23 protein-coding genes and 1 other annotated feature are annotated in these 26,347 nt (G+C 51.0%); of the genes, 21 read left to right on the top strand and 2 right to left on the bottom strand.

What is annotated here, in order from left to right:
* Nucleotides 1-242: 242 nt before the first annotated feature.
* Complete coding sequence (locus J0X21_RS04570) at nt 243-980, bottom strand: LysM peptidoglycan-binding domain-containing protein (protein WP_206811011.1); 738 nt, start codon at nt 978-980, stop codon at nt 243-245.
* A 300-nt stretch (nt 981-1,280) separates the two neighbouring features.
* On the opposite strand from J0X21_RS04570, the gene J0X21_RS04565 reads away from it, so the two are divergent.
* Entirely contained in the window at nt 1,281-1,964 is a 684-nt protein-coding gene (locus tag J0X21_RS04565; RefSeq protein ID WP_206811010.1) for a TIGR04086 family membrane protein, read from the top strand.
* Between the two features lie 95 nt (nt 1,965-2,059).
* The gene (locus J0X21_RS04560; protein WP_206811111.1) at nt 2,060-3,457 is read left to right on the top strand and encodes an FMN-binding glutamate synthase family protein; all 1,398 of its coding nucleotides are present in this window, start codon (nt 2,060-2,062) and stop codon (nt 3,455-3,457) included.
* Nucleotides 3,458-3,490: 33 nt separating this feature from the next.
* Here the strand turns inward: J0X21_RS04560 and J0X21_RS04555 are convergent, their stop codons facing one another.
* The gene (locus J0X21_RS04555; protein WP_206811009.1) at nt 3,491-4,828 is read right to left on the bottom strand and encodes a methyl-accepting chemotaxis protein; all 1,338 of its coding nucleotides are present in this window, start codon (nt 4,826-4,828) and stop codon (nt 3,491-3,493) included.
* 202 nt (nt 4,829-5,030) lie between these two features.
* Nucleotides 5,031-5,247: a binding site (T-box leader), on the top strand.
* Between the two features lie 44 nt (nt 5,248-5,291).
* Between J0X21_RS04555 and J0X21_RS04550 the strand changes: the two genes are divergently transcribed.
* The 19 genes from J0X21_RS04550 to J0X21_RS04460 all read left to right on the top strand — a co-directional run bounded on the left by J0X21_RS04550 (nt 5,292) and on the right by J0X21_RS04460 (nt 26,314).
* Nucleotides 5,292-7,949 carry a valine--tRNA ligase gene (locus tag J0X21_RS04550; RefSeq protein WP_206811008.1) on the top strand — a complete coding sequence of 886 codons (2,658 nt, stop codon included), beginning with the start codon at nt 5,292-5,294 and terminating at the stop codon, nt 7,947-7,949.
* Between the two features lie 241 nt (nt 7,950-8,190).
* Nucleotides 8,191-9,540, top strand: a complete 1,350-nt coding sequence (locus tag J0X21_RS04545) for a bifunctional folylpolyglutamate synthase/dihydrofolate synthase (protein ID WP_206811007.1) — start codon at nt 8,191-8,193, stop codon at nt 9,538-9,540.
* A 277-nt stretch (nt 9,541-9,817) separates the two neighbouring features.
* Nucleotides 9,818-10,444, top strand: coding sequence for a DUF47 domain-containing protein (locus J0X21_RS04540; RefSeq protein ID WP_206811006.1), 627 nt, complete (start codon nt 9,818-9,820; stop codon nt 10,442-10,444).
* The gene (locus tag J0X21_RS04535) at nt 10,437-11,447 is read left to right on the top strand and encodes an inorganic phosphate transporter (protein ID WP_206811005.1); all 1,011 of its coding nucleotides are present in this window, start codon (nt 10,437-10,439) and stop codon (nt 11,445-11,447) included. The genes J0X21_RS04540 and J0X21_RS04535 overlap by 8 nt, the downstream gene beginning before the upstream one ends.
* 304 nt (nt 11,448-11,751) lie before the next feature.
* Entirely contained in the window at nt 11,752-12,435 is a 684-nt protein-coding gene (locus tag J0X21_RS04530) for a hypothetical protein (protein ID WP_206811004.1), read from the top strand.
* 166 nt (nt 12,436-12,601) lie between these two features.
* Nucleotides 12,602-13,234, top strand: coding sequence for a redox-sensing transcriptional repressor Rex (locus J0X21_RS04525; RefSeq protein WP_206811003.1), 633 nt, complete (start codon nt 12,602-12,604; stop codon nt 13,232-13,234).
* A gap of 363 nt (nt 13,235-13,597) precedes the next feature.
* Entirely contained in the window at nt 13,598-15,163 is a 1,566-nt protein-coding gene (gene cimA, locus J0X21_RS04520; RefSeq protein ID WP_206811002.1) for a citramalate synthase, read from the top strand.
* A gap of 276 nt (nt 15,164-15,439) precedes the next feature.
* Nucleotides 15,440-15,703: a DUF4321 domain-containing protein gene (locus tag J0X21_RS04515; RefSeq protein ID WP_206811001.1), complete on the top strand. Its 264-nt coding sequence runs from the start codon at nt 15,440-15,442 to the stop codon at nt 15,701-15,703.
* Nucleotides 15,704-15,749: 46 nt separating this feature from the next.
* Nucleotides 15,750-16,349, top strand: coding sequence for a Maf family protein (locus tag J0X21_RS04510; RefSeq protein ID WP_236006072.1), 600 nt, complete (start codon nt 15,750-15,752; stop codon nt 16,347-16,349).
* 19 nt (nt 16,350-16,368) lie between these two features.
* Nucleotides 16,369-17,049: a RadC family protein gene (gene radC / locus J0X21_RS04505; RefSeq protein WP_206810999.1), complete on the top strand. Its 681-nt coding sequence runs from the start codon at nt 16,369-16,371 to the stop codon at nt 17,047-17,049.
* A 254-nt stretch (nt 17,050-17,303) separates the two neighbouring features.
* Nucleotides 17,304-18,320 carry a rod shape-determining protein gene (locus J0X21_RS04500; protein ID WP_206810998.1) on the top strand — a complete coding sequence of 339 codons (1,017 nt, stop codon included), beginning with the start codon at nt 17,304-17,306 and terminating at the stop codon, nt 18,318-18,320.
* A gap of 34 nt (nt 18,321-18,354) precedes the next feature.
* Complete coding sequence (mreC, locus tag J0X21_RS04495) at nt 18,355-19,215, top strand: rod shape-determining protein MreC (RefSeq protein WP_206810997.1); 861 nt, start codon at nt 18,355-18,357, stop codon at nt 19,213-19,215.
* Nucleotides 19,215-19,721: a rod shape-determining protein MreD gene (gene mreD, locus J0X21_RS04490; protein WP_206810996.1), complete on the top strand. Its 507-nt coding sequence runs from the start codon at nt 19,215-19,217 to the stop codon at nt 19,719-19,721. Before mreC ends, mreD begins: the two co-directional genes overlap by 1 nt.
* 13 nt (nt 19,722-19,734) lie before the next feature.
* On the top strand, nt 19,735-21,834 hold the full coding sequence (gene mrdA, locus J0X21_RS04485) for a penicillin-binding protein 2 (protein ID WP_206810995.1): 2,100 nt from the start codon (nt 19,735-19,737) through the stop codon (nt 21,832-21,834).
* Nucleotides 21,835-21,976: 142 nt separating this feature from the next.
* Nucleotides 21,977-22,645, top strand: a complete 669-nt coding sequence (minC, locus tag J0X21_RS04480) for a septum site-determining protein MinC (protein ID WP_206810994.1) — start codon at nt 21,977-21,979, stop codon at nt 22,643-22,645.
* Between the two features lie 36 nt (nt 22,646-22,681).
* The gene (minD, locus tag J0X21_RS04475) at nt 22,682-23,476 is read left to right on the top strand and encodes a septum site-determining protein MinD (RefSeq protein WP_206810993.1); all 795 of its coding nucleotides are present in this window, start codon (nt 22,682-22,684) and stop codon (nt 23,474-23,476) included.
* Nucleotides 23,477-23,504: 28 nt separating this feature from the next.
* On the top strand, nt 23,505-23,783 hold the full coding sequence (gene minE, locus J0X21_RS04470; RefSeq protein ID WP_206810992.1) for a cell division topological specificity factor MinE: 279 nt from the start codon (nt 23,505-23,507) through the stop codon (nt 23,781-23,783).
* A 509-nt stretch (nt 23,784-24,292) separates the two neighbouring features.
* Entirely contained in the window at nt 24,293-25,456 is a 1,164-nt protein-coding gene (rodA, locus tag J0X21_RS04465; RefSeq protein ID WP_206810991.1) for a rod shape-determining protein RodA, read from the top strand.
* A gap of 117 nt (nt 25,457-25,573) precedes the next feature.
* Nucleotides 25,574-26,314, top strand: a complete 741-nt coding sequence (locus J0X21_RS04460) for a murein hydrolase activator EnvC family protein (RefSeq protein ID WP_206810990.1) — start codon at nt 25,574-25,576, stop codon at nt 26,312-26,314.
* The last annotated feature ends 33 nt before the right edge of the window (nt 26,315-26,347 follow it).

The following is a 26,347-nucleotide window of genomic DNA, read 5'->3' as shown; positions in this document are numbered from 1 at the left end:
GCTGCGTCGACTCGCTCGCTTAACGAGTCCTCAGCCGTACAGCATTCTTTGAGAGTAAGCGGTTTCGGCGTAACTCTCCACCGGAGAGTTACGTCTCTGCTCGGACGGTTCGCTAAGCTGTGCAGCCTGCCAACTCATTCATCTAGTAAAAGTCTTTCATTATCTTAATTAAAGACTAAAGCCGTTGCGAAATCGCAACGGCTTTAGTATACCTAATCCGGCGCCAGCTGAAAAGGGCTAAATCAGCCTGCTCCGCCTTCGGGGGGCGGCCCTTGCGGCATCTCGGGGGCCATTTCCGGCATTTCGGGCATCATGGGTACTTGCGGAATGGGTGGGGCGCACTCGACTCCGCAGAACTGGGCTTTGGCGTCGGCGAAACATTGACAGTGGCGGGCTTCATCAGCCGCCATTTGCGAGAGAATCCCCTGGATTTCAGGGATGGGGATTTTCTGGCAAAGATCCAGGTAATGGCGGTGGGCTTTGGCTTCATCCTGCATATCCAGTTCAAGCAGGGTGCAGAGCTCGGTAGTGTAGTTAATGTACTTGGCCCGCCAGTCGACCCAGTGTCCCCGGCTAAAAGCACCATATCTCGGATCGACGCCTAAATGGCGCAAAGCCGTGCCGATTTGATCCAGGTGGCGCATTTCATCGTAGGCAATGGGGCGCAGTAAGGAGTCGAATTCCGGACGATCAAGGACGACTGCTTGATAGAGGTAAGTAGTGATGGCTGTAAGTTCAGAGTCTTGCCCGGCATAAATTTCGTAGAGCCAGGCGGCATAAGTAAAGTTTGGTTCAGGAATTTCGCCGGGCAGTGGTCCCTCCATATCTGCGATTGGGAGTAAGAGCACTTGCCCGGGATAAATGCGGTCAGGATGTTTGAGGTGGTTTAGCTTAATAATCTCGGTCATTTCCACGTTGTAAGCACGGGCGATCTTGTAGATCGTGTCCCCAGGTTGTACTACATATCGTGCGTAGTTCATAGGAATCCTCCTTGTTTGCTGATTTCACTTTACTATATTCAGGGAGCATTTCAGTGGCGCATGGATAAATGTGGCATATCTTGGACAACTTCCTCGTAAATATTAATATAGGTAATCAGAATTCAGGAGTCAGAATTCAGAATTCAGGAGTCAGAATTCAGAATTCAGGAGTCAGAATTCAGAATTCAGGAGTCAGAATTCAGAATGCTTGAGAATGAACTGCGAAATTTTCTTAACCTTTTGTACAATAAGTGCTATTTCGGCAACATCTGCTGAGATATTTAAAAAAGGGGGATTTTAATGGGAACAGCAATTTTACGGGGGATTAGTACAGGCTTACTGGTTACTCTCCTGACCTTGCTCGGGGGAGTGATTTGGGAGACGATGGGGCTTGGCGGACTAAAAGTTACAAGCCTGGTAGATGTCGGGCTCTTCTTGAGCTGTTTAATTGGGGGTTTTCGGGCCGCGCGGGACGGAGGACATTGGATGATCGGTGCGGTTGCCGGTGCGGGCTATGTTGCAGTGAGCACCCTGTTGCTGGCCTTATTTGCTCCGGTGAGCGGTGCCGGTGTTGTTCAGCTTTTAGCGGAAGGAGCTTTGCTCGGTGGCTTGGGCGGAGTGATTGGCACAGGAGTTGGCGGTGGGAGAAAGGTAAGACCTGTAGGGAATAGGGAAAGTTGGAGGGTCAACAGGGAATATGATCGAGAATATGATCGTGAATACGACAGAGAGAACGGCAGAGTGGATGGTAGTTATGAAACGTACAGGAGAAGGGATTACCGGTACGAGGATTCTAACTATGGAGGCAAATCAGATAACGGAAAAGACTGGGCGAATGATTATCCAGACCTGGCAAACGATGATCAAAACCAAGCAAATTCCCTCCAAGACCAAGCCCATGATTACCGGACAGATGCCGTTAACCTGGATAGGACTCATCCCTGGTGGGAGGAGGAAATAGGCGGGATCAAAAGAATCGGTTAAACACCAAAAATGCATATTCTGGCAGACGGGGTCACACACTACGAATGATGCCGGGTTAGGTTACAACCGGAAAATAATCAATGGGGGTGAACTAGATAGATACTGCCCTCTTAATTATCCTTTTGGCGGCTGCCGGTTCATTCGTGGGTGGGGCGATTCTGCTCGTAATCCTATTTGTCAGCGGCAAGATCCTTTTCCGTAAGCTTGTGCAAAGGCTGTTTTCTCTGGTCGTGGGCAGGTTGCTGCAGGATAAGTATTCTGAAAACTTAGCAGAACTCTGGACCGCTCTGGAGCGGGTATCGCTGCGCAATGTAATCGAGCTTGGCCTGCGCGCGGAAGAGGGTAAAATCATTAAGCGTCCCCTGGGTTCCCCGAAACCTTTCCCCGGCTATGACCATCTCATGTTTATTCCGGCACAGATGGCCCGCTTGCCGGTTGAAGGAGAAGTCCCGGTGGATATGAAGGTGACCTTGGGTCCAAGAGCGGCCAAGCCGCTGACCCTTGCGATGCCGCTTCTGATTTCGGGTATGGGTTATGGGGTGGCTCTGTCTGAGGAGGCCAAAAAAGCGTTAGCCAGGGCTGCCAAAGAGTTGGGTACAGCTATTAATTCAGGGGAAGGTCCTTTTTTGCCCGAGGAACGTTCGGAAGCCGGAAAGTATATCTGGCAGATTGCGCGCGCCCCCTGGAGCACAAACCCTGAGGCGATTGCCACTGCAGATATGATAGAAGTGCAAATGGGCCAGGGAGCCCGAATAGGAACCCATTTCATCGACCCGGTTACCATCAAGGGGAGGGCCCAAAAATTGATGGGGATTTCCCCTGTCGAATCCGGGCGGGGAGGGTCGGTGGTGGCCGGTATTACTAATCCGTGGGACTGGCCGAAATATGTGTCCGAGTTGCGGGAGCAAGTGGGGGGAAAACCAATTGGCCTCAAAATGATGGCTGGCGGGCATCTGGAACGGGATCTGGCCGTGGCCATTGAGGCGGGATTTGACATTTTGGTGATCGGTGGCTCACAGGGAGGAACCCACGGTTCCTCCCCTACGATGGAGGATGATTTCGGAATTCCTTCCATTCTGGCGCTGAGCAAGACAATCCGTTATTTACGTGAGCAAGGAGTGCGCCATGAAGTGAGCGTCATTGTTGCAGGCGGATATTTTACTCCGGGCGAGTGCTTAAAAGCGATTGCCCTGGGAGCAGATGCCGTGTATTTAGGGACGGTGCCTCTCTTTGCCTTAGTGCACAAGCAGATCGGGAAGGTTATGCCCTGGGAACCATTAACCCAGCTTGTGTATTATGACTCCAAATATAAAAGCCGCCTCGATGTTGATCTGGCAGCTAAAAGTGTGGTCAATGCGATAAAATCAATGGGCTTGGAAATGGAGGAAGCCGTTCGCGGACTGGGCAAAACATCCTTGGCGGAAGTCGGACCCAATGATTTAGTCGCCCTCGATCAATGGACGGCTGAGGTTACGGGAGTTGAACGGGCGTAATTGAGACAGGAGGATCGATGCACGAGGCAAGAATCATATAAGTTTGAACTTACGGGAGGCAGCTTGCAATTCTTGGGCTGCATTAGACAGCTCTTCGGTGGAGGCGTTAATTTCCTGCATGGAACTGAGCTGTTCTGTACTATTGGAGGCGACTTCCTCGGTCTGAGCGGTCGTTTGCTGGCTGACTGAGGCTACCTGAGTGATTTCTTTGGTAATATGTTCCGAGCGGAGGGCAATTTGTTCGCTGTATCCGGAAACTTCCCGGATGTGGCGGTTTACCTCCTGGGTGCTGTCGACAATGCGGACAAAGGCTTTCTGGGCATCCTCGATCACTTGGGCTCCGCTGAGAACCACTTCTTTTTCAGCATCCATGCTGGTAATGGCCCTACTGACATTTACAGTAATATCATGGATGATCTGTTCGATTTGAGCACTGGAGTGGGTGGACTGTTCAGCCAGTTTCCGCACTTCCTCGGCGACGACACTGAAGCCGCGCCCGTGTTCTCCGGCCCGGGCGGCCTCGATAGCCGCATTGAGGGCTAAGAGATTGGTCTGATCGGAGATGGTTTTAATGGTTTCGACTATGGAGCCGATGGAAGCAGATTTTTCTCCTAACTCACTGATAATCTCCCCGGTTTCAGCCACCGTCTGATGGATGTGATTCATTTGGGCATTCGTCTTGGCGATGGAGTGATTGCCTTCATTGGCTACCTGCAAGGCCACACCGGATGCTTTGTCGGCCTGTGATATGCTTTGTTCGATTTTCTGGATTAAAGCTGACATTTCCGTGACTGCTTCTAAAATGGCCTGAACGCTGTTAGCCTGGGTCTGAGAGCCTAAGGCGACTTGGTTGATAGCCAAGGCGACTTGCTGGGCTGCTTGAGCTGTCGCTTCTGCGCGCTCGGACAGCACTGAAGAAGAATCGGCAAAAATATCCGCGCTGTGGGAAATGTTCCCCACTAAGGAGCGAAAGCTTTCAAGCATCTTGTTCAGGGATTTGCACAGGTGGCCGACTTCATCGTTTTCAGTCATACAGTAAAGATCGGGAGTTAGGTCTCCTTCTGCCACAACCTTGGCAAATTGAACCCCCCGTCTGAGCGGGGTAGCGGTAAGAAAGGCGATATACAAACCGTAAAGAATGATAAATCCGCTTGCGACTGCCGTTAAAATTAAAACCATGCCAATATTGTGCTGGAGGTTTGTTCCTTTTTTAACAAAATAATACACAGTTCCCCCTGCGGCTAAGGTAATTAAAGCGTTAATTGAGAAAGCGATAATGAGTTTAGCCGCCAGACCTAAATTGAACCACCAGCGGACAATGCGGGAGTGTTTAAAAAAGAATTGGCCGAATCGTTCCAGAAAATTTTCCATATGTACGCCTCCTATGCAGGTAACAGGATAAAACGATTATATATGTTAGAATTTTACAGATATACTTGTTTCTCAAAATAATTATAACTTTGCTTTATTTTACCATAGAATATTATGCTTGGGGAGGGGTAGAAACAGAGATTTTGACAAGAAATCAGACCCTGAGTATAATGTTAATATATTTAGGCAAAGATGTGAGATAGAAAACCCGATGAATGTGAGGAATAGAGGGTAAAGGCTGTTGCAGAGAGAAAAACCGTTTTGCTGGAAGGTTTTTCACAGTCGCGCTAGGGTCGCACAGGAGGGGCAGAGGGGAATGGAGTACTCTCTGACGGTCAGCCCGTTAACGCGCTAAGAGTGCCATGAGTTTTTTAACGATTGGCAAAAAAGGTGGTACCGCGGAGCTTTTCGCCCTTTAGAGGGGAAAAGCTTTTATTATTATCAGGGAGAGGGGTTTCAAACTATGTCAGATGCCAGCCATTCGGCTAAGAATTCATTAGAATTATCATCCGTGTATGATCCGGGTTTCGTCGAGGGAAAATGGTACCGCTTCTGGGAGGAAAACGGCTTTTTCAAGGCCGAAGTTGAGGAGGATAAGAAATCTTTCAGCATTGTCATGCCTCCTCCGAATGTGACCGGTTCTCTCCATTTAGGCCATGCGATGGACAGCACGATTCAAGATATTCTGACACGTTTCCGAAGGATGCAGGGGTATAATACACTCTGGCTTCCGGGAACGGATCATGCCGGGATTGCGACCCAAGCGAAAGTGGAAGAACAGCTGGCCAAGGAAGGACTGAGCCGGCATGAACTGGGTCGTGATAAGTTCTTAGAGCGGGTCTGGGCCTGGAAAGAACAGTACGGCGGAAGAATCACCCAGCAGCTAAGGCGCCTGGGGGCTTCCTGCGACTGGTCCAGGGAGCGCTTTACGATGGATGAGGGCTGCTCTAAGGCGGTGCGGGAGGTATTTGTCGATCTTTATAATAAAGGACTGATTTACCGGGGGAACTATATTGTCAACTGGTGTCCGCGCTGCCATACCACGATTTCAGATATTGAAGTCGAGCACGTGGACCGGGAAGGGCAGCTTTCCCACCTTCGCTATCCGGTGAAAGACAGTGATGAGGCTTTGGTGGTTGCCACCACCCGGCCGGAGACCATGCTGGGGGATACCGCCGTGGCGGTACATCCTGAGGACGAGCGCTACCGGCATTTGATCGGGAAAACCGTCATTCTGCCGCTGGTTCACCGGGAAATTCCGGTGATTGCCGATGTGTATGTGGATCGGGAGTTTGGCACGGGAGCGGTGAAAATCACCCCGGCTCACGACCCCAACGACTTTGAAATCGGGCTCAGGCATAAATTGCCGGAAGTCAAAGTGCTGGATAAAGAAGCCCGCATGAATGAAAATGCGGGCAAATACCAAGGGCTTGACCGCTATGAAGCCCGCAAACGGATTTTGGCCGACCTGGAAGCGGAAGGGGCCTTAGTCAAGGTGGAAAAGCACGAGCACGCCGTTGGGGAGTGCTACCGCTGCTCCACGGTCATTGAGCCGATGGTGAGCAAACAATGGTTTGTGAAGATGGAGCCCTTGGCTAAGCCGGCCATGGAAGTGGTAAGGGACGGAAGCCTGGAATTTGTGCCGGAGCGCTTTGCCAGGATTTATCTGGGATGGCTGGAGAATATCCGGGACTGGTGCATTTCCCGCCAGCTTTGGTGGGGGCACCGGATTCCGGTGTGGTACTGTGAGCAGTGCGGGGCGGAAATCTGCGCCAAGGAAGACCCCTTGACCTGTCCCACCTGTGGCTCAAGCAAGCTGGAGCAGGACCCGGATGTGCTTGATACCTGGTTTTCATCGGCTTTGTGGCCTTTCTCAACCTTGGGCTGGCCGGAGCGGACTCCGGAACTGAAGCACTTCTATCCGACCACGGTGTTGGTGACGGGGCGCGATATTATCTTCTTCTGGGTGGCGCGCATGATTTTCACCGCCCTGGAATTTCAGCATGAAGTTCCGTTTAAGCAAGTGATGATCCATGGACTGGTGTTAGATGCTCAGGGACGCAAGATGAGCAAGTCCTTGGGCAATGGGGTGGATCCCATTGAAGTCATCCAAAAATATGGGGCAGATACCCTCCGCTTCATGCTCGTTACCGGAAATACCCCGGGCAATGATTTGCGTTTTCACCCGGAGCGCCTGGAAGCTACCCGGAATTTCGCCAATAAGATCTGGAATGCCTCCCGCTTCGTGCTGATGAACCTGGCGGATTACGCCGAGGGGCCGCGCGGGGAACTCACCCTGGCAGACCGCTGGATTCTTTCGCGTTACCAGGCGACGGCTGAGGATGTGAGCAAGGCTTTGGAACGCTATGACCTCGGGGAAGCGGCCCGTTTGCTCTACGAATTTATCTGGAGCGAATTCTGCGACTGGTATATTGAAGTGAGCAAAATCCGGCTCTATGACCGGGAAAACACCCTGGCCAGACACACCTCCCAGTCCGTCCTGCTCGAAGTTCTGGAAGGGACGATGCGTCTGCTGCATCCGTTTATGCCGTTTTTAACGGAAGAGATATGGCAGCACCTCCCGCATGACGGGGAAAGCATCATGCTTCAGTCCTGGCCGCAGGTTAATGGTTACTGGGATGCGGTGGCGGAAAAAGAAATGGCCTTGCACATGGAAATTATTAAGGCGGTGCGCAATATCCGTGCGGAGATGAACGTAGCTCCCGGGAAAAAAGCAGAGATTATCGTGGTAACTAAAGCGGAACAGGAGACGGTGAGAGCCGGAGAGGATATGATCAAGCAATTGGCCGGGGGCTCAAAAATAGAGATTGTGGGTGCTTTGGAACAGAAACCCGCCCAAGCAGCCAGTGCGGTGCTGCCGGGCGTGGAAATCTTTGTCCCCTTAAAAGGGCTTCTGGACTTGGAGAAAGAGATTGCCCGCCTGGAAAAAGAGATCGCGCAAACGCTCAAAGAACAAGAACGTCTGGCCGGCAAGTTAAATAATCCCGGTTTTGTAGGAAAAGCCCCGGCCGAAGTCGTGGAAAAGGAGCGCGCCAAGCTGGAAAATGTCACCCAGCGCAAAGATTCCTTAGAAACGCGGCTGGCTGAGCTCAGAAAATAAGTAGTCAGTAGTCAGAAGACAGAAGACAGGAGACAGGAGACAGGAGACAGGAGTCAGGGGATGGGGACGTAAGTTCCGGTGACGAGAATCCCGGTACGATCTTGCAGAGGAAGCATACCTTCTGATATTTCCGAAGGTAATGCTGCAGAGAAAGCTCAGGTATTCTGAATACTGACTACTGACTCCTTGAATACTTAACCTACAAAGAGTCACTATATGAACAGCAGGAAGGATTGGAGTCATGGACGAGCGGGAGAAACAGATTGGGGAAGAATACGAAGAGGCCCTTGAATATTTAGTCAGCCTTACGAAATTCGGAATGAATTTTGGTTTGAACCGAATCAAAGGATTGTTAAAGCGTTTGGGGAATCCGGAGCAAAATCTCAGGGTCATTCACGTGGGTGGTACGAATGGCAAGGGGTCAACCACGGCCATGATTGCCGAGATTTTAAGAGCATCGGGCTATAAAGTGGGAGTCTTCACCTCCCCGCATCTTCATGATTACCGTGAACGCATCGTGATTAACGGCCAGATGATTGCTAAGGAAAGATTGACCTCTTTGGTTGGCCGGCTGCGGCCTCATTTGGAAGAGTTGGTAGCCGGCGGAATCGAGCACCCGACGGAATTTGAAGTGAGCACTGCGATGGCCTTGCTTTACTTTGCTGAAGAAAGGGTGCATTTTGCGGTGATCGAGGTAGGGTTAGGCGGGGAGATTGATTCCACCAATGTCGTTTTGCCCCTGGTCTCCGTGATTACCAATGTCGGGCTGGACCATATGGACTATCTTGGTTCTACTCTGGCTGAGATCGCACAGGTCAAGGCCGGGATTATTAAGCCCAATTCGGTGGCCGTGACTGCATCCGACCGCCCCGAGGTCTTGGAAGTACTGCGTGCCCGGGCCCGGGAGGCGGGAGTTCATCTCTGGCAAGTGGGGGAAGATGTACGCTTCGAGGGCCGCTGGAGCGGAGAGCTGGAGCAGGAGTTTGACCTCATAGGAATTCATGGATCTTATCCGAAACTCAGACTTAGTCTTGCCGGCCGCCATCAGCTTGAAAACGCGGCCACAGCAGTTACCGTCTGTGAAATCTTACAGTCCGAATACGGGGCGGCTATTCCCAGAAAGGCAATTTATGAAGCCCTGCGCAAGGTTCAGTGGCCGGGCCGGCTGGAATTAATCTCGCTTAGGCCGAAGGTGCTCTTGGACGGGGCCCATAATGTGGATGGAGCGTCGGTTTTAGCGGAAGCTCTCCCCCGCTATAAACGGTCCCGCTTGGTGCTCTGCCTGGGGATGCTGGCGGATAAGGAACGGGAAAAGGTGGTAGATATGCTGGTGCCTTTGGCCGATGAAGTCATCATCACCAAGCCTGACTCTCCGCGGGCAGGGGATTGGGAGGCTTTAGCCGAGATTGCGCGCAAACACGGACGTCCGGTAGAGTGCATCGAAGATCCCAGAGAAGCCGCGCTTGCAGGCCTGGCCAGACTGGGTGCCGAGGATATGCTGTGTGTCACCGGTTCACTCTATATGCTGGCTGATGCGCGCGCCGCCTTATTGAACGAGACTTCATTCAGAGGGGGATTCAACCCCCGCTGAATGTTAGTCGAGTCCATACTGGACTTAACCGCCCTTTGGCGCCCGCCGACCTATAGAGGCGGGCGACTTAGGGCGGGTTAGTTCAGTGCTGGGAGAATTCAAACGCAATAGCTTATAAGGAATCGGATGAGAACGAATTGAAATATTCAATGCCAAGAGATTAAATTTCGGTTAAAAATTTAACACAAACTTAACAAAAAATTTCACATCCTGCCTTCCGCTTTTGATAAAATACCTTTGGAAAAGAGTATTTACCATACGGGTGGAGGGTTTTTTTATGTTAGGATTGTCGGGAAAAGAAGACAAGTTTTATCAGCTGTTTCGTCAAAGTACCGAAGTCGTGTGTGCTACTCTAAAAAGGGTGGAAGCTCTGATGGAGCTCAGTTCTGTTTCAGCCCAGGAAGTTGAAGAAGTCCATCGCCTTGAGCACGAGGCAGACGCCATTACCACTCAGATTATTGACCGTTTGAATTCAACCTTTATTACTCCCTTGGATCGGGAAGACATTTATACTTTGGCCCAAAGCCTGGATGATGTGGTCGATTTTACGCAAGGAGCAGTGGAGCGGATGATGCTCTACCGCACCGGCAAACCGTCTCCGGCTACTCAAGAACTGGTTCATTTAGCTGCTGCCGCCGGAGAGCAGATTAAGCTTGCTTTCAGTGCCTTGAACAGCATTCATGCCAAGAAGGCAGAGATTCTTGCTGCTACGGAAGAAATTTATCATTTGGAGAGCGCCGGGGACAAGCTTTATCGTCAGGAGATGGCCCGGCTCTTTGAGTATGAAAAAGATCCGATTGAAATTATTAAATGGAAGGATATTCTGGAACATATTGAGACGATTTTAGACCATTGTGAATCTGTGGCCGATCTTCTTAAAGGTGTGGTGCTAAAATATGATTGACAATGGGCTGGTTATTCTGGCAATCGTCGTTGTCAGTGCGCTGTCATTTGATTATATTAACGGGTTTCATGATACGGCCAATGCCATTGCAACCAGTGTTTCCACCCGGGCGCTGACCCCGAGACGGGCAGTTTTCCTGGCTGCTGCGATGAATTTGGTTGGCGCCTTATACAGCACGGGGGTGGCCCAAACCATTGCCAAAGATATCGTCTCCCCGACGATTGCGACCCAGGAAGTGGTGGTAGCGGGGTTGTTCGGAGCCATTGCCTGGAATTTAATTACTTGGTATTTCGGGATTCCCAGCAGCTCTTCCCATGCAATTATCGGCGGCCTGGCAGGAGCGGCTTCGGCCAAAGCGGGCTTCGCAGTCCTGCACTGGCAGGGACTGATTAAGATAATTTCTGCTTTAATCTTCTCTCCGATTACCGGGATCCTTCTGGGTTTTGTGATTATGAAAGGTTTGCAGCTGGCGGTGCAAAAAGTCTCACCCTCCAGGGTGAACCGCGGTTTCCGCAAGCTGCAAATGCTGTCGGCCGCCTTGCTAGCTTTTAACCACGGTTCCAATGATGCCCAGAAATCGATGGGGATCATTACGATGGCCCTGATCGCAGCCGGGGTTCAGGCTCCGACAGTGCTGGCGCCCCCCCTGTGGGTAAAAATAGCGTGTGCCCTGGCTATGGCTGCGGGGACCGCTGCCGGGGGCTGGAAAATCATCCGGACCATGGGCGGTAAAATCTTTAAGCTGGAACCGATCAACGGTTTTGCCGCTGATTTAAGCTCATCGATCGTCATCTGGACGGCTACTGTCTTCCCGGGCTTGCATCTCCCGGTATCAACCACTCACGTTGTCTCCGGCTCGATCATGGGCGTGGGCTCTGCTAAAAGGGTTTCAGCCGTCCGCTGGGGCGTAGCCCAGCAAATGCTCATGGCCTGGCTGGTCACGATCCCAAGTACCGGAGCCATGGCAGCCCTCTTCTATTTTCTGATTTCAAAAGTCTTTTAGCCTGGGTAAAATCCAGGCTTTATTATTCTTTAAAACTCTCAAGCAAGCTGCCTTGCAGAGCGAACCGTCGAGCAGAGGAGCGTCGTGAGCGCAGTCGACGAAGCGTGAAGCCGCGCCACGGTTCACTTCAGGTATTACCCAGAGGTTTGGCGCGGTAGCAGAGTCGACAAGCGAACAGCTCCGGCGCGTGGTGAGCGGGCAAGGCAGCTTGCCAGATATCTTTAGAATGATAATGCCTCTAATGTTCTAAATCCCCTCCTTAGTACATATTTTTAGTAGGGTTGTCCTAAAGGGGGAATGGGATGTGAGACGTTCGCAGCACTTAGCCGTCTGGTTTTTCAGCGGAGCACTCTTGATCATGCTTGGCCTGGCTGTATGGGAAATGGGAGTGCTCTATGTGAAACTGGTTGCCCGGACTACGCCTGTACCTGCTCAAACGCAAGCCCAGAGCGAAAATGGGGTTTTGTCGCTGCCCGGGATCACCTTCTGGACTTCTCAGACAGGGGTGTTTCAGGAAGAGGAAAATGCCCGCCGCCAGGTCCAGGCTTTAGTTCAGCAAGGATGGAAAGCTGAGATTGTGGCAGCAAGCCCTTGGAGTGTCGATATTGGTTTTGCGCGCAAGCCCGAGGAGCTTCAGGAATTGCGCCTCGAATTAAAACAAGCCGGTATTGACACCGTGGTCAAGCAGGTGGTGGTACCGGAACGTTCGTTTCGGATCAGCGGCAGTGGAGCCCAGGAAACGGCTGCTGTTCTCACCGGAGTAAATGCCTTGCTGCGCCAGGGTTATGAGCCCGGCACCCGGGAAAAATATATTGCGGCTATAGAAAAGGGCATTTCCGGTTATACTATAAAAGAATGGCAAGGGTTGCAGGACAGTATCTCGGAGATTCAGGCTGCCCCAAACGCGAATGCCAACATCCAAAGCTTGTTGGCCGTATTTGTGCAATATGAAAAGTTGCTGAACGGTATGAGTACGCGTGCAAAATAATGGAGATCGTTCAAAAAAGATTAAATTTTCTCTTCTGAGTCTCTGAGGCCGTTCGCTCCAAAATTTATCTCCATAAAACGGTAAAAGAAATTGCGTTTTCTTTAGATAGTGATATAATGAACATATAAAAAAGTTGACTATTATCCGTGAGAAATGGGGGATCTTGTTGAAGACGCTGAAAATACCTGAGGCAACGATCATCCGCCTCTCTGTATATTCGCGCTACCTTACTGAAGTTGACCGTAAAGGAATAGTAACGATCTCTTCCGGTGAAATAGCGGAGGGAGTAGGCGTCAGTCCTGCTCAGGTTCGGAAAGATCTTGCTTATTTTGGAGAGTTCGGCACCAGAGGTGTCGGCTATAATGTCAAAGATCTTCGCAGGCATATCTTGAAGATTTTAGGCTTGAGTGTGGACTGGAGCGTTACTCTGGTTGGGTTGGGCAACTTGGGGCTGGCGCTGAGCACCTATAAAGGGTTTCGTGAACGGGGTTTCATTATCACGAGTATTTTCGATAATGATCCGGAAAAGGTCGGAACCAAAATTAACGGAGTAGAGGTATTGCCGTTAGAGAATCTGGTTGAAGTCGTGAAACAAAACCGGACGCAGATCGGCATTATTACCGTTCCCTCCGCAGCGGCCCAAGATATTGCGGACATGATGGTCAAAGCAGGGGTACAGGCCATTTTGAACTTTGCCCCGGTCGTTTTGAACGTTCCGGCGGAAATCGAGTTAAGAAATGTGGATTTGGCCGTAAACCTTGAGGTTTTGACCTTCAACATCGGAGCCCAGCGTTTTTAGTTATAATATTCCAGGATCATTATTGAACAAAAACTGTTGTATATAACAATAAGCTGTATTAGAATAAGCTTAATTGAGCCCGTGGAAGTTCACTAGAACGGCCAGGGGCTTTAAAAATACGTTTTTCAACCCGGGAGGTTGAACGAGACTTCATTCAGAGGGGGATTCAACCCCCACTGAATGTTAGTCGAGTCCATACTGGACTTAACCGCCCTTTGGCACCCGCATCCTCGCCGAATGAGAAATTTGTGAGTTTGCGGCTCGGCGAAAACATCTGCAAGATGCTTTCGGCCTATAGGGGCGGGGGACTTAGGGCGGGTTAGTTCAGTGTTAGAAAAAAGCAGCACGAAAGAGGGGAAGGGAATGGCTGAGACAAAAGTTGTCGTCTATGACACGACTTTAAGAGATGGAGCCCAGGGTGAGGGTGTGCATTTTTCAGTTAAGGATAAGTTGCTTTATGTTCAGAAAATGGCGGAAGTCGGCATTCCATATATAGAAGCCGGATGGCCGGGTGCCAATCCCCGGGACGAGGAATTTTTCCAAGAAGTCAGCAAAATGACTTTTCCCCGTACAAAAATCGCGGCTTTCGGAAGTACGTGCCGGGTGATGGAGGCACCGGAAGAGAGCGATATTCTGGCGAAGCTTTTAGCTTCCGGGGCATCTACGATTACGATTTTCGGCAAGTCCTGGGATTTGCATGTGCGGGACGTGCTTCGTGGCTCGCTGGAAGACAACTTGAGAATTATCCGGGAATCGGTGGCCTACTTAAAAGCGGCCGGCCGCGAGGTGTTTTTCGATGCTGAACATTATTTTGACGGGTTCAAGGAAAACCGGGCTTTTGCCCTGCAATGTGTGGAGGCGGCGATAGAAGGAGGAGCTTCTGTCATCATTCTCTGTGACACGAACGGCGGGACTCTGCCTGAGGAAATTAAAGAGGCAGTCAATGCCGCCAAAGCTTTAGCCGTACCCAGCCTGGGCATCCATGTCCATAATGACGGCGGCCTGGCGGTGGCCAACAGTGTGGCCGCCGTGGAAGCGGGGGTTACCCAAGTGCAGGGGTGTTGGAACGGATTCGGCGAACGGTGCGGCAATGCTAATTTAAGCGTGCTCATCCCCTTGCTACAATTAAAGAAAGGGTATGAAGTGATCGATGAATCCGCACTCCCGCAGATTACGCATCTTTCACGTTATGTTGCGGATCTGGCCAACTATCCTTTTGATGAGAAACAGCCGTTTGTGGGACGGAGTGCCTTTGCCCATAAAGCGGGAATGCATGTGGATGCCATATTGAAAAACAGGCGAACCTTTGAGCATATTGAACCCAGTCAGGTGGGAAATGAACGCCGCATCTTAGTCTCTGACCAAGCGGGTAAGGCCAACATCTGGGAAAGAATGCGCCGCTTTGAGCCTGAGATTCGGAAAGAGGATGCACGGGTTGAAGTGGCTATGACTCAGATTAAGGAACTCGAGAACCAAGGATTCCAGTTTGAAACCGCTGACGGCAGCCTGGATCTCTTGTTGATGCGGGTGCTGGATAAATTTGAGCCTCCTTTCCACCTGCTCGAGTATCACGTCTGGAGTGATCCGTTGCGCGGAGAGTTAGATTCTGTAGCTGTAGTTAAGGTACAGGTAGGTTCGGAAACCGTGCATATCGCGGCGGAGGGCAACGGGCCGGTTCATGCCTTGGATGAAGCCTTGCGCCAGGCCTTGCGCACCTTCTTCCCGGTGATTGAGGAAAGTGAGCTGATCGATTATAAAGTACGGGTTTTGGACGGCTCCAGTGGAACTGAGGCAGTGGTCAGAGTGATTGTGCAAACCCGGCTCGGACATTCGGACTGGGGTACCATCGGAGTTTCTTCCAATATTCTGCGGGCGAGTGCCCAGGCATTGCTCGACTCCCTTTATTTAGCGATTGGTTTGGGCAAATAATCAGGCAGAAGGAGAAGGGGCATTAATATGCGTTTAGAAAAAGACTTGCTGGGAATGTGTGAGGTTCCGGATGATGTCTATTATGGGATTCAAACCATGAGAACTGGATGTTATCTTGAATCCTTATGAAATGACGGAACCGGGTATCGCCGGAGCCGAGCTTTTACACGGAAATTCGCATTAACTTGCGATTCAAGTCTAAAGATGTTAAACTGAAATTGTTCAGCCAGGTGCTTACGGCCCTGGCTTCATTTCTATGGGCGAGGGGATTGGAAGATGGCTGTTGGGCGTAATTCATCGGGAGCGGGCAGGATGGTTCTCCTGATTCTGACGGGCGCTGCTCTGGGCACGCTTTTTGGATTTGGCCTGGATAAATACGGGATTTTTGCACCGTTTTTGCGGCCGGCAGTGATTGATATCCCTTCGCATACTTACCTGGATTTTTTCTTCCTCTCTTTTTCCTTTGGTTTGCGCTTGAATATTACGGCGGCTACCCTTTTAGGAGCATTGGGAGGATATTACCTGTCAAGGAAGTGGTAACCGCATGCTCGTTCTGGCTTCATCTTCCCCCCGGAGAGCAATGTTAATGAGCGAGTGGGGATATAAGCCTGAAATTATTAAAGTTGATGTGGACGAAACTCTTCCTCCGAAGTCAGACCCTTATGCCGGAGTAAGAATGTTAGCCGAACGGAAAGCGTTGGCGGGCTTACAACTTTGGCAGGAAGCCGGCGGGAAAAAAGGTGATGTGGTGATTGGGGCTGACACAATGGTGGTGCTCGACGGACAAGCCTTAGGCAAACCCGAGAGTAGGGAAGACGCCGAGAAGATGCTTGAATCTTTAAGTGCCAAGGAACATTTGGTGCTGACAGGGCTGGCCCTGGTCCGGGGAGCAGCCACCGCAACCACTGATGCAGCGGGAACCGCTGCGATCGCATCCTCTGCGGCTTGGGAGATAGCTTCGGAAGCGGCTGAGACTAAGGTCCGCTTTCGGCGGCTGCTGCCGGCGGAAATCAAAGCCTATGTTGACAGCGGGGAGCCGCTGGATAAAGCGGGGGCTTACGGAATCCAGGGAGAGGCCCGTAAATTCGTGGCATCTTATCAAGGCTCTCTGAGTAATGTGATTGGGCTTCCGATGGAGCTGCTGACAGAGATGCTTAAGGCGTGGGGAATTGAGCATGGAGTTTAAATCCTGCGCGAGGTGATATATGAATTACAGGCTAAAAGATTTGCCGGAAGAGCTGTTGCCGCGTGAACGGTTATATAAGCTGGGACCGGAAGCTCTCTCAAACCGGGAAATGCTGGCTATTCTGCTTAGGACAGGGGTCAAAGGGGAAAACGTTCTGGATTTGGCCGAGCGCCTGCTGGCTGATTCCGGAGGGCTTGCGGGACTGGCGCGGCTGAGTGTGCACGAGTTAAGCCAGCTGCACGGCTTGGGACAGGCCAAGGCTGCCGGACTGAAAGCAGCCTTGGAGCTTGGAAAGCGTTTGGCCAGCGCTGATCCTGCGAGCCGGCCGGTAGTCAACTCTCCCCAGGATATTGCCCACTTAGTCATGGAGGAGATGCGGCACCTGGACCGTGAACACTTCCGGGTTGTGACTCTGAATACCAAGAACCACGTCCTGGGGATCTCCCCGATTTCCGTAGGTTCGCTGAATTCCTCTCTGGTACACCCGCGCGAGTGTTTTAAGGAAGCGATTCGCCGCAATTCCAACGCGATTATTTTGGTGCATAATCACCCGAGCGGCGACCCCACACCCAGCCGGGAAGACATTGAGGTGACCAAGCGGCTGGCGGATGGAGGAAAGATCCTTGGCATAGAAGTATTGGATCATGTGGTTATCGGGGATAACCGGTATATTAGCCTGAAAGAACGAGGAATATTATAGCAGGAGTCAGAATTCAGGAGTCAGAATTAATTAGAATCAACCTCGGACGGGAAGTCATCTCTTGGGATAGAATAAATCTTCCTCGAACGGTAAATATTCACCGTGGAAGTGTCCTCGGCAACGACATTGTCACTAGATGTCACCGCCACCGGAGATTCATGACATCGCGGACTTATCTCCTGACTCCTGACTCCTGTGTACTGACTACTTACTCTTAAGAATCACCCTAAATTAGAAAGGAGCCCACAGTACTTATGTTATTTACACGCGATTTGGGAATAGATCTAGGAACGGCGAACACGCTGGTATATATGAAGGGGAAAGGAATCGTTGTGCGGGAGCCGTCGGTAGTAGCCATTGATGTTGAAAAGAAGACGCCCCTGGCCGTGGGGGATAAAGCAAAAGAAATGATCGGTCGGACTCCCAGCAATATTGTTGCGATTCGGCCGCTTAAAGACGGGGTAATTTCAGACTTTAACGTCACCCAGAAAATGCTGAAATACTTTATTTCCAGGGCTCAAGGTTCCGAATCTCCGTTTGTGCGGCCGCGGGTTGTAATCTGTGTGCCTTCCGGCGTAACTCCGGTGGAAGAGCGGGCAGTCAAGGAAGCGGCCCTGGCTGCCGGAGCGAAAGACCCAATTATAATGGAAGAGCCGATGGCTGCCGCGATCGGAGCGGGGCTTCCGGTCAGTGAGCCCACGGGAAACATGATTGTGGATATCGGAGGGGGAACCACAGAAGTGGCGGTAATCTCCCTGGGCGGAATTGTGACCAGCCGCTCCATACGGGTTGCCGGGGATGAGATGGACGATTCAATCGTGGCGCATATCAAACGCCGCTACAACCTGATGGTGGGTTACCGTACGGCTGAAGATATTAAAATGGAGATCGGAGCCGCCTACCAAGCCCAGGATGGAATCAGCTACTCTGTACGCGGACGGGACTTGCTCACCGGTCTGCCCAAGACCGTAGAAATCACGGCGGTCGAAATCGAAGAAGCGCTGCAGGAGCCTGTCATGGCGATTGTGGAGGCGGTAAAATCCTGTCTGGAGAAGACCCCGCCCGAGCTGGCTGCGGATATTATGGACCGGGGGATTGTTCTGGCCGGAGGCGGGTCACTCCTGCGCAACCTGGATCGGCTTTTGGCGGATGAGACAGGCATGCCGGTGCACCTGGCGGAAGATCCGCTCTCGTGCGTAGCCCTGGGAACCGGCCGTGTCCTGGAAGACTCAGAGATCCTCAGAAAAGTAGCCGCTCTGCAAAAAAGCTAGCCGAGGGTAACAGTAACACGGGGAGGAAGTTTCAGTGGGGAAAAGAGTGAATGCGACGGGAATCGCGGTACTCGTTTTCTTTCTCTTATTAGGTGTCCTCATCAGCATTCGCTTAACTGGTTTGGACAGTCGCTTCCCCAATCCTATAGGCGGGGCCTTGCAGCGCGCCTTAAGCCCGGTGGAAAAGACCCTGCTCAGTTTGGGGAGCGCCATTAAAAACAATACCCGAGCTCTTTGGAGTTTTCATGCAGTAGAGCAGGAAAACCAAGCTTTACGCGAAAAGGTAGAGCAGCTGACAGGGGATAATCTTAAGCTTAAGCAAGAGGTGTTGGCCGGACTTAGATTCCAGGCTTTAGATGAAGGAGTGTTCCGCAGTCCTGATCTGGATAAATTTAATAAAGTCGGGGCAACTATAATTAACCGCAGCCCGACTTCTTGGTACCAGACTTTGACCGTTAACCGCGGGAGTACGGATGGAGTTAAGATCAATGATCCGGTTGTGGCCAACCTCGGGTTGGTGGGCAAGGTCGTCTCGGTTACCCCGACAACGGCCGATGTTCTCCTCATTCTCGATGGGGAGGGCCAGGTGAGTGCGATGGTACGGGGGAGTGCCGGGGAGGCTACCTTTGGGATTGTTCAGGGAACGTATAAACGCGGTTCCCGGCTTTCGTCAGATGGTAATTTGCAGATGATGCTGCGCCGCGATGATAATGTGAATGTGGGAGATTTGGTTTTATCCTCCGGATTGGGCGGGGTTTACCCTAAAAATATTCCGGTGGGAAAAATTAAGGAGATTCAGCTGGACCCGACGGGACTCCTTAAAACGGCGTTCATTGAGCCGCTGGTGAATTTTGACTCCCTGGAAGAAGTTTATCTTGTCACGGGAGGAAAATAATGCGATATTTATTGATTGCCTTTTTATTCCTGCTAAGTTTGATCTTACCCGGCACGGTCTTTTATTTTTGGGACTGGTCCGGAATTAAGCCGGATTTGATGATGCTTTTGGTGATTTACCTGGCATTGCATCATCGCCTCCTGACCGGGGTCATCTGGGGGTTGGGTGCGGGGCTTGTGCAAGACCTTTATCTGGGCAGATATATTGGAATGTATACCCTGACTCTGGCTGTGGTGGCCTTGTTCAGCAGCTGGCTGTCCCAACGCTGGTACCGGGACAACTTCCCGCTGATGACTTTGCTGGTTTTCCTGGCTTCAGCCTTAGGTCAGCTGCTGATCGGATTTTTATCCCTGGCAGCAGGACTGGCCTGGTCCGGGCAGGATATTATCCGCCTGGTATTAGGGATAGGAATTTATAATGCAGTCTTAGTTCCACTCACCTATCCCTGGATTCACCGTTCTTTTATGTACGGTTGGCTGCGTTATCGCCCGAAATACGAACAATAGGAGCAAGATGTTTATGGAGGAGAAAGAGCGGAAAACGTTTGTCTTACGCTTTCGCGGTATGGGAGCGGTAGTGGTCTTAGTGTTTCTGATCCTTGCCTTTAACCTGTGGCGGCTGCAAATTGCCCAGGGATCCTACTATTCCGAAATGGCCCGCACCAATTACACTCAGACCGTGCCTCTGCCGGCGACACGCGGCGATATTATTGACAGCAAGGGGAAACTACTGGCAACCAGCGTGCCGAGGCTGGCTTTGACTCTGGATTGGCTCGAACTCCAAAATGCTAAGGGTTCACAGTGGAAAGACGTCATTAAAAGTTTGGCCGTATATATTAAAGGAGAATGGCCCAATCAAAACCAATCCCCGAATTCCATTACGGAAGATATCCTGGCAATGATTCAAAACCATCAGTGGGAGCGTTACCGTCCGGTGACGATTCTGACTGATGTCAGTAACGAGCTGAGGGCTACCATTGCGGAGCACCAGGAAGAACTCCCGGGTGTCAGTGTGGTTGCTTTGCCCGTACGCTCCTATCCGGATAAGACGATAGCCGGACAAATTCTGGGATATGTCCGGGAGATCAGCGAGGAAGAGATTGACCAATTTAATAAAGATCCATTGGCCCAAAAGGACGGATTTCAATATAGCCAGGGAGATTTAGTGGGCAAGATGGGCGTGGAAAAGAGTTATGATTATTGGCTGCGAGGCCGCGAGGGAGTACAGGTGGCGGAGGTGGACAACAATAACCGCCCCATTATCAAGAAAGTACTGAAGCCTGCGGAAGTGGGCAAAACCGTGCAACTGACGCTTGATGCCGACCTGCAAAAAGTTATGCAGGATGCACTGGATAATGTCATTAAAACCGTAGTGCAGCCGGAGCACCCGGATGTGCAGCAGGGCGCGGCGGTGGTGATCGATGTTAACACCGGCAAGATCCTGGCCATGGTATCGCGGCCCTACATGGACCCCAATGACCTGATTGGGACGATTTCCGATGAGATGGCGGACAAGTATTTCACCAGCAAAGATGCCGCTTCTTTTAACCGCGCTCTTTCCGGAGTTTATCCTCCGGGTTCTACCTATAAGATGATCACGGCGATGGCGGCCTTGCAGTCAAAAGTGACCACGCCCAATGAGTATGTGTACGATGATATGAGCTCGCTCGGGAGCAGGGAGGCCCAGAAATCCGGCTTCGCGGAATGGGGCAACATGAATTTCGGAAGGGTTAATCTGACCCGGGCGTTGGCCAAGTCCTCCAACATTTATTTTCAGGTTATGGGACGGCGTGTGTTTGACGCACAGCCGGAGCTGATGCGCCAGATTTCCAACGAGTTCGGCCTGGGGGTTGTGTCAGGGGTGGATATTCCGGGGGAAGCTAAAGGGATTGCTCCCTCAGAGGAGTGGAAAAAATCCTATTATAAACCCACCTATGACAAAATGCGGGAGCAAAAGCTGGCGGCCATTGAAAGCGACTATAGCGTACGCATAGCACAGGCAGCCGATGATAAAAGCAAAAAGAAGCTTGTGCAGGAACGGGATCGCAAGAAGGCCGAAGTTGAAACCTGGTATAAACAGATGCTTTCAGAGAACGTGGACTGGCACCTTTATGACAGCTTTAATAACTCGATCGGTCAGGGCTACAATGCCTATACCCCATTGCAGCTGGCAAATTATGTGGCGACTATAGTCAATGGCGGCAAACATATGCGCCCATATATAGTGGATAAAATAATCGACCCGGTGAACGGTTCCGTAGTGTATCAGAATAAGCCGCAGGTTCTTAATACAGTTTCAGTCTCTCCGGAAAACTTGGAGATTGTTAAGGCGGGAATGCGTGAAGTTACGCGCGGGGAGGGCACTGCCAATTTTATGTCGATCCAAATCCCGGAATTTACTGGGGGAGGCAAGACAGGCACCGCCCAGATCGGATCCAAGGATACCGTGGCTGGGAACCTGTACAACGGGTTGTTTGTGGCTTTTGCCCCTTATGATAATCCCCAGATTGCTTTTGCCGGGGTAGTGGAATATGGAGGTCATGGCGGGACAACGGCAGGTCTTGTCGCGAAAGCGGCTTTCATGCAGTATTTTGGCTGGAAGTCAACGAATGGTGGATAAAATCGGTAGGAAGCCAACGAATAGGGGTTAAAAAACGAGGAAATTGGTCCTCGTTTTTTTTATAAGTAAAAAGGGAAATTCCCTTAGTCTGTAGAATCTATTAAGACGTTCGGAATTTGCCAAGCACTGGAGGATTAGACTTTTGACGCGGACAGAACATGTGGCCCTAAAAGGAACCCGTGACGGACTTGTACTATACTTAGATCCAGCAGCGGATTTTAAGACGCTGCTGGGTGAACTTGACCAACACTTGGGAGAATCTGCTGAGTTCTGGCGTGGAGCCAACGTTCGCTGTTATGCCGGGGGACAAGCCTACTCTCCGGAAGAGCAGCAAGTATTGACTGACCTTTTGAAGAAACACGCTTTGGAATTAAGTGGATGGTTAAGTGAGAGCGAAGTTTATGTTCCCGGTAAAAGCCAGGAAAGCCAGGAAAACAGAGGTGCTGCTATTCCTGAACATGAACAGCGCGTGGATGAGAGCCAGTCGGAAGGGAAAGCACTCTTTGTCAATCGGACGCTCCGTTCAGGGACAAGCATTCAATTCGATGGACATGTCATCATTATGGGAGATGTTAATCCTGGGGCTGAAGTGATTGCGACGGGCAACATCGTGGTGATGGGCGCCTTACGCGGAGTAGCACATGCCGGGGCCATGGGTGAGCGCAAGGCGATTGTGAGCGCACTTCATTTGGCTCCGACTCAGTTGAGAATAGCGGATCTGGTGACCCGGGCTCCCAAGGATGAAGGGGGATCAGGGGAACCTGAAGTTGCCCGCATAAAGGACAACCGTCTAATCGTAGAAGGGATTTAATTTAATTTCTATTACGTTTGAAAGGCAGGTCTAGGTATGGGAGAAGTAATAGTGGTGACATCCGGTAAAGGGGGAGTAGGCAAGACGACGACGTCTGCCAATTTAGGAACAGGGCTGGCTTCGGCCGGGCATAAGGTAATTCTTGTAGACACGGATATCGGCCTGCGTAACCTGGATGTAGTCATGGGACTCGAAAACCGGATTGTATATGATATCGTCGATGTGACCAGCGGAAACTGCCGCTTAAAGCAGGCGTTAATTAAGGATAAACGGTTCGAGAATCTATACCTCCTGCCGGCAGCCCAAACCAAAGACAAAACAGCCGTAAGCCCTGAGCAAATGCGGGCCCTGTCTGCAGAACTGAAGGAAGAATTTGATTTTGCGGTCATTGACTGTCCCGCAGGAATTGAGCAAGGCTTTCGCAACGCCATTGCCGGAGCGGACCGGGCCGTGGTGGTAACCACTCCGGAAGTAAGCGCCGTCAGAGACGCTGACCGCATTATTGGGCTTCTGGAAGCCAATGAACTGCGCAATCCCAAGCTGATTATCAACCGCATCAGACCACAGATGGTCAAGCGCGGAGACATGATGGATATTTCGGATATCCTGGATATCCTGGCCATTGAACTTTTGGGTGTGGTACCGGAAGATGAGAGCATTGTCATCTCGACCAACCGGGGCGAACCCGCGGTGATGGATCATTCTTCGAAAGCCGGAGAAGCGTACCGGAGAATTACCCGCAGAATCCGGGGGGAAGAGGTTCCCTTGATGAACCTGGATGTGCCTGATGGCTTGATGGATAGACTGAAAAGGCTGATAGGAATTAGGTAGCCATGGGTGCTGAGAGGAGGAATGCTCTTTGTTAGAATTCATCAACCGGATGCTCGGCCGAGAGAACAGTTCCAGCAAGAATGTGGCGAAAGAGCGGTTGCGCCTGGTTCTGGTCCATGACCGGGCCAGTATCTCTCCCCACATGTTAAATCAGCTTAAAGAAGATTTGATCAAAGTGATTTCTAATTATATGGAAATTGATGAGAGCAGCCTTGAAGTCAATCTCAATCAAGATGACCGTGAAGTTGCCCTTGTCGCCAATATTCCGGTTATTAAGATGAAACGGGATTATGCGGCCAGGGGGTAAGGGCAAGAGCTCATAGTAAGGACACAACTGTAATAATGCCTGCACGCAGGAAATTGTAAGATGAAAACCCCGGGTTTTTATGAGCCCGGGTTTTTCTGTTACGGCGATGGTGTGATATACTTGAGAGCAGGAATCAGTACACAGGAGTCAGTATTCAGAATAAATTTAGGTGTCCTTAAGGGTAAAACCTCTTTAGGGATTCAAAACGTCCTCCTGGCTCTTGGCTCCTGACTCCTGCCCTGTAACATGCCGGCAAGCTACCTTGCCCGCTCACCACGCGCCGGAGCTGTTCGCTTGTCGACTCGCTACCGCGCCAAACCTTTGGGTAATACCTGGAGTGAACCGTGGCGCGGCTTCACGCTTCGTCGACTGCGCTCACGACGCTCCTCTGCTCTACGGTTCGCTCCGCAAGGTAGCTTGCCTGTTACATTCATCAGTGGTGCTGCGTAGCAGCATGGAAGTCTGACTCCTGAATTCTGAATACTGAATACTTATTCTGAGGTATTGACATGCTTGATAAACGGACACTGCGCAATATCGACTTCTTGCTGGTATTTATTATTTTTTTGCTCCTGGGAGCAAGCCTGCTTATTCTAAGCACGGCTTCGATCAATGTGATTAAAAGCGAACCTTACCATTACGTAATCCTGCAGGGGGTATGGATTGGGAGCGGTCTGGTTTTGGCTTTGTTCATGGCAATCATTGATTACCAAAAATGGCGGCGTCTCAGCTGGTGGATCTATGCTTTTAATTTGGGTCTTCTGTTGGCGGTCATCTTAGTCGGTGCAGAAGCCAAAGGGGCGACTCGTTGGATTCCGATTACGTCGAGTTTTGCCATTCAGCCGTCCGAGTTTGCCAAAGTGTTTATCATCATCACGTTTGCCGATTTTTTGGCCCGCCGGGAAGGGAAACTAAACCGTTTCCGGGATTTTATTCCGCCTTTTCTGTATGTTGCTGTGCCTATGGCGTTAATCTTTAAACAGCCGGACCTTGGCACTTCTTTAGTCTTTGCGGCAATTTTTATTGGAATGATGTTCATTGCGGGGGCAAATCCCTGGAAATTCGGGGGGCTCTTGCTGGGAGGAGCGCTGTTGCTGGGAATTGCTCTCTGGCTTCACTTTTCCACGAACTTACCCGGATGGCTTAAATTTGCCCAGGGTCTTCCGCTTCCTCTTCAAGATTATCAATTAAAGCGTTTGGTGATTTTCATGGATCCGATGTCCGATACGTCCGGAGAAGGATATCACATTATCCAGTCCCTGTGGGCCATCGGTTCCGGTGGTTTATGGGGGAAGGGATACCGCAGCGGAACCCAGGGCCAGCTTAACTTCCTGCCGGAGCACCATACTGATTTTATCTTCTCGGTATTTGGTGAGGAGTTTGGATTTATTGGAACGGTCACGCTTCTTTTCCTCTTCTGTATCTTTATCTTGCGTGTCATCAGTATTGCGATGAAATCCAGAGATCTTTATGGGATGTTGGTCGCCTCCGGTATTGCCTCAATGTTTACGTTTCATATCCTGGTGAATGTCGGCATGACCTCAGGGATTATGCCGGTAACCGGAATCCCGCTGCCGCTTATCAGCTATGGAGGGAGCACGATGTGGGCGAATATGATTGCGCTTGGATTGCTTCTCAGTATTAATATCAGGCGGGAAAGACTGATGTTTTAACTTTAACGGTACTTTCGGGCGGTCTCTTACGGGAGGCCGTTTTTTTATGTTCTATTATCTAATAATCCTGCGTAAGCATGAGTAAGTAGGATTTGTCCAACAGAGGGGGTAATGGGTTTGAACCCGTTTGAACGCTGGGATGACTGGGAATGGGAACGGGCTGCCCAGGAAGTAGGCAAAGAGAGAGGATATGTTAACAACTGGCAAGAAGGGCAGCGCGTTTCGAACAGCCGCTTCCGCTGGGAGAAGTTCAACTGGACGGGAAGGCAAAAACAAACACTGATGGCTGCTTTGCTGTTTTTAACGATCTTTTTTAGTGCGCATAACAATGATCCGGTGTCGAAAGCAGTTCATGGAGTTTACCGGAGCGCGATGGAATCCGGGAATTATTACACCGCTTTGAATGGAATGGCCAAAGAGGCGGTAGGTCTAGGGATATCTCCTGAAAGTATGCCGGTGGATGTCAAGATGCAGGGGAAATTCCAGCCTCCTTTATCCGGAGCTGTGATGGCGGAGTTTGGCAGCAAGGATTCTAACGGGCAGATGCACAACGGGATTGATATCGGCAGCGCTCTGGGAACACCGGTGGCTGCACCTTACACCGGAGTGGTCGTGCTGGTGGGGGAAGAGTCACAGTTAGGGAGGCTGGTCAAACTGGATCTGGGGGCCGGGTGGACGGCAGTGCTCTCTAACTTTGGTGATATTGCGGTGGCTCAAGGGCAAAAAGTGGAGAAAGGGCAGTACCTAGGGACCGTGGGACTTTCCGCCGCACTGAAAAAACCATGGCTGCATTTTGAACTGCGCAAGAACGGCAAAGCGGTAAATCCTATGCCTTATCTCTTACCGACGGCGAACTGAAGAGGTATAGGATAACCTAAATTCGCAGGCAGG

The sequence above is a fragment of the Paradesulfitobacterium ferrireducens genome (assembly GCF_017310645.1).
In the GTDB taxonomy this organism is placed as follows: Bacteria; Bacillota; Desulfitobacteriia; order Desulfitobacteriales; family Desulfitobacteriaceae; genus Paradesulfitobacterium; species Paradesulfitobacterium ferrireducens.
The sequence above is the reverse complement of the archived record's forward strand: the minus strand, read 5'-3'. Positions and strand labels throughout refer to the sequence as shown.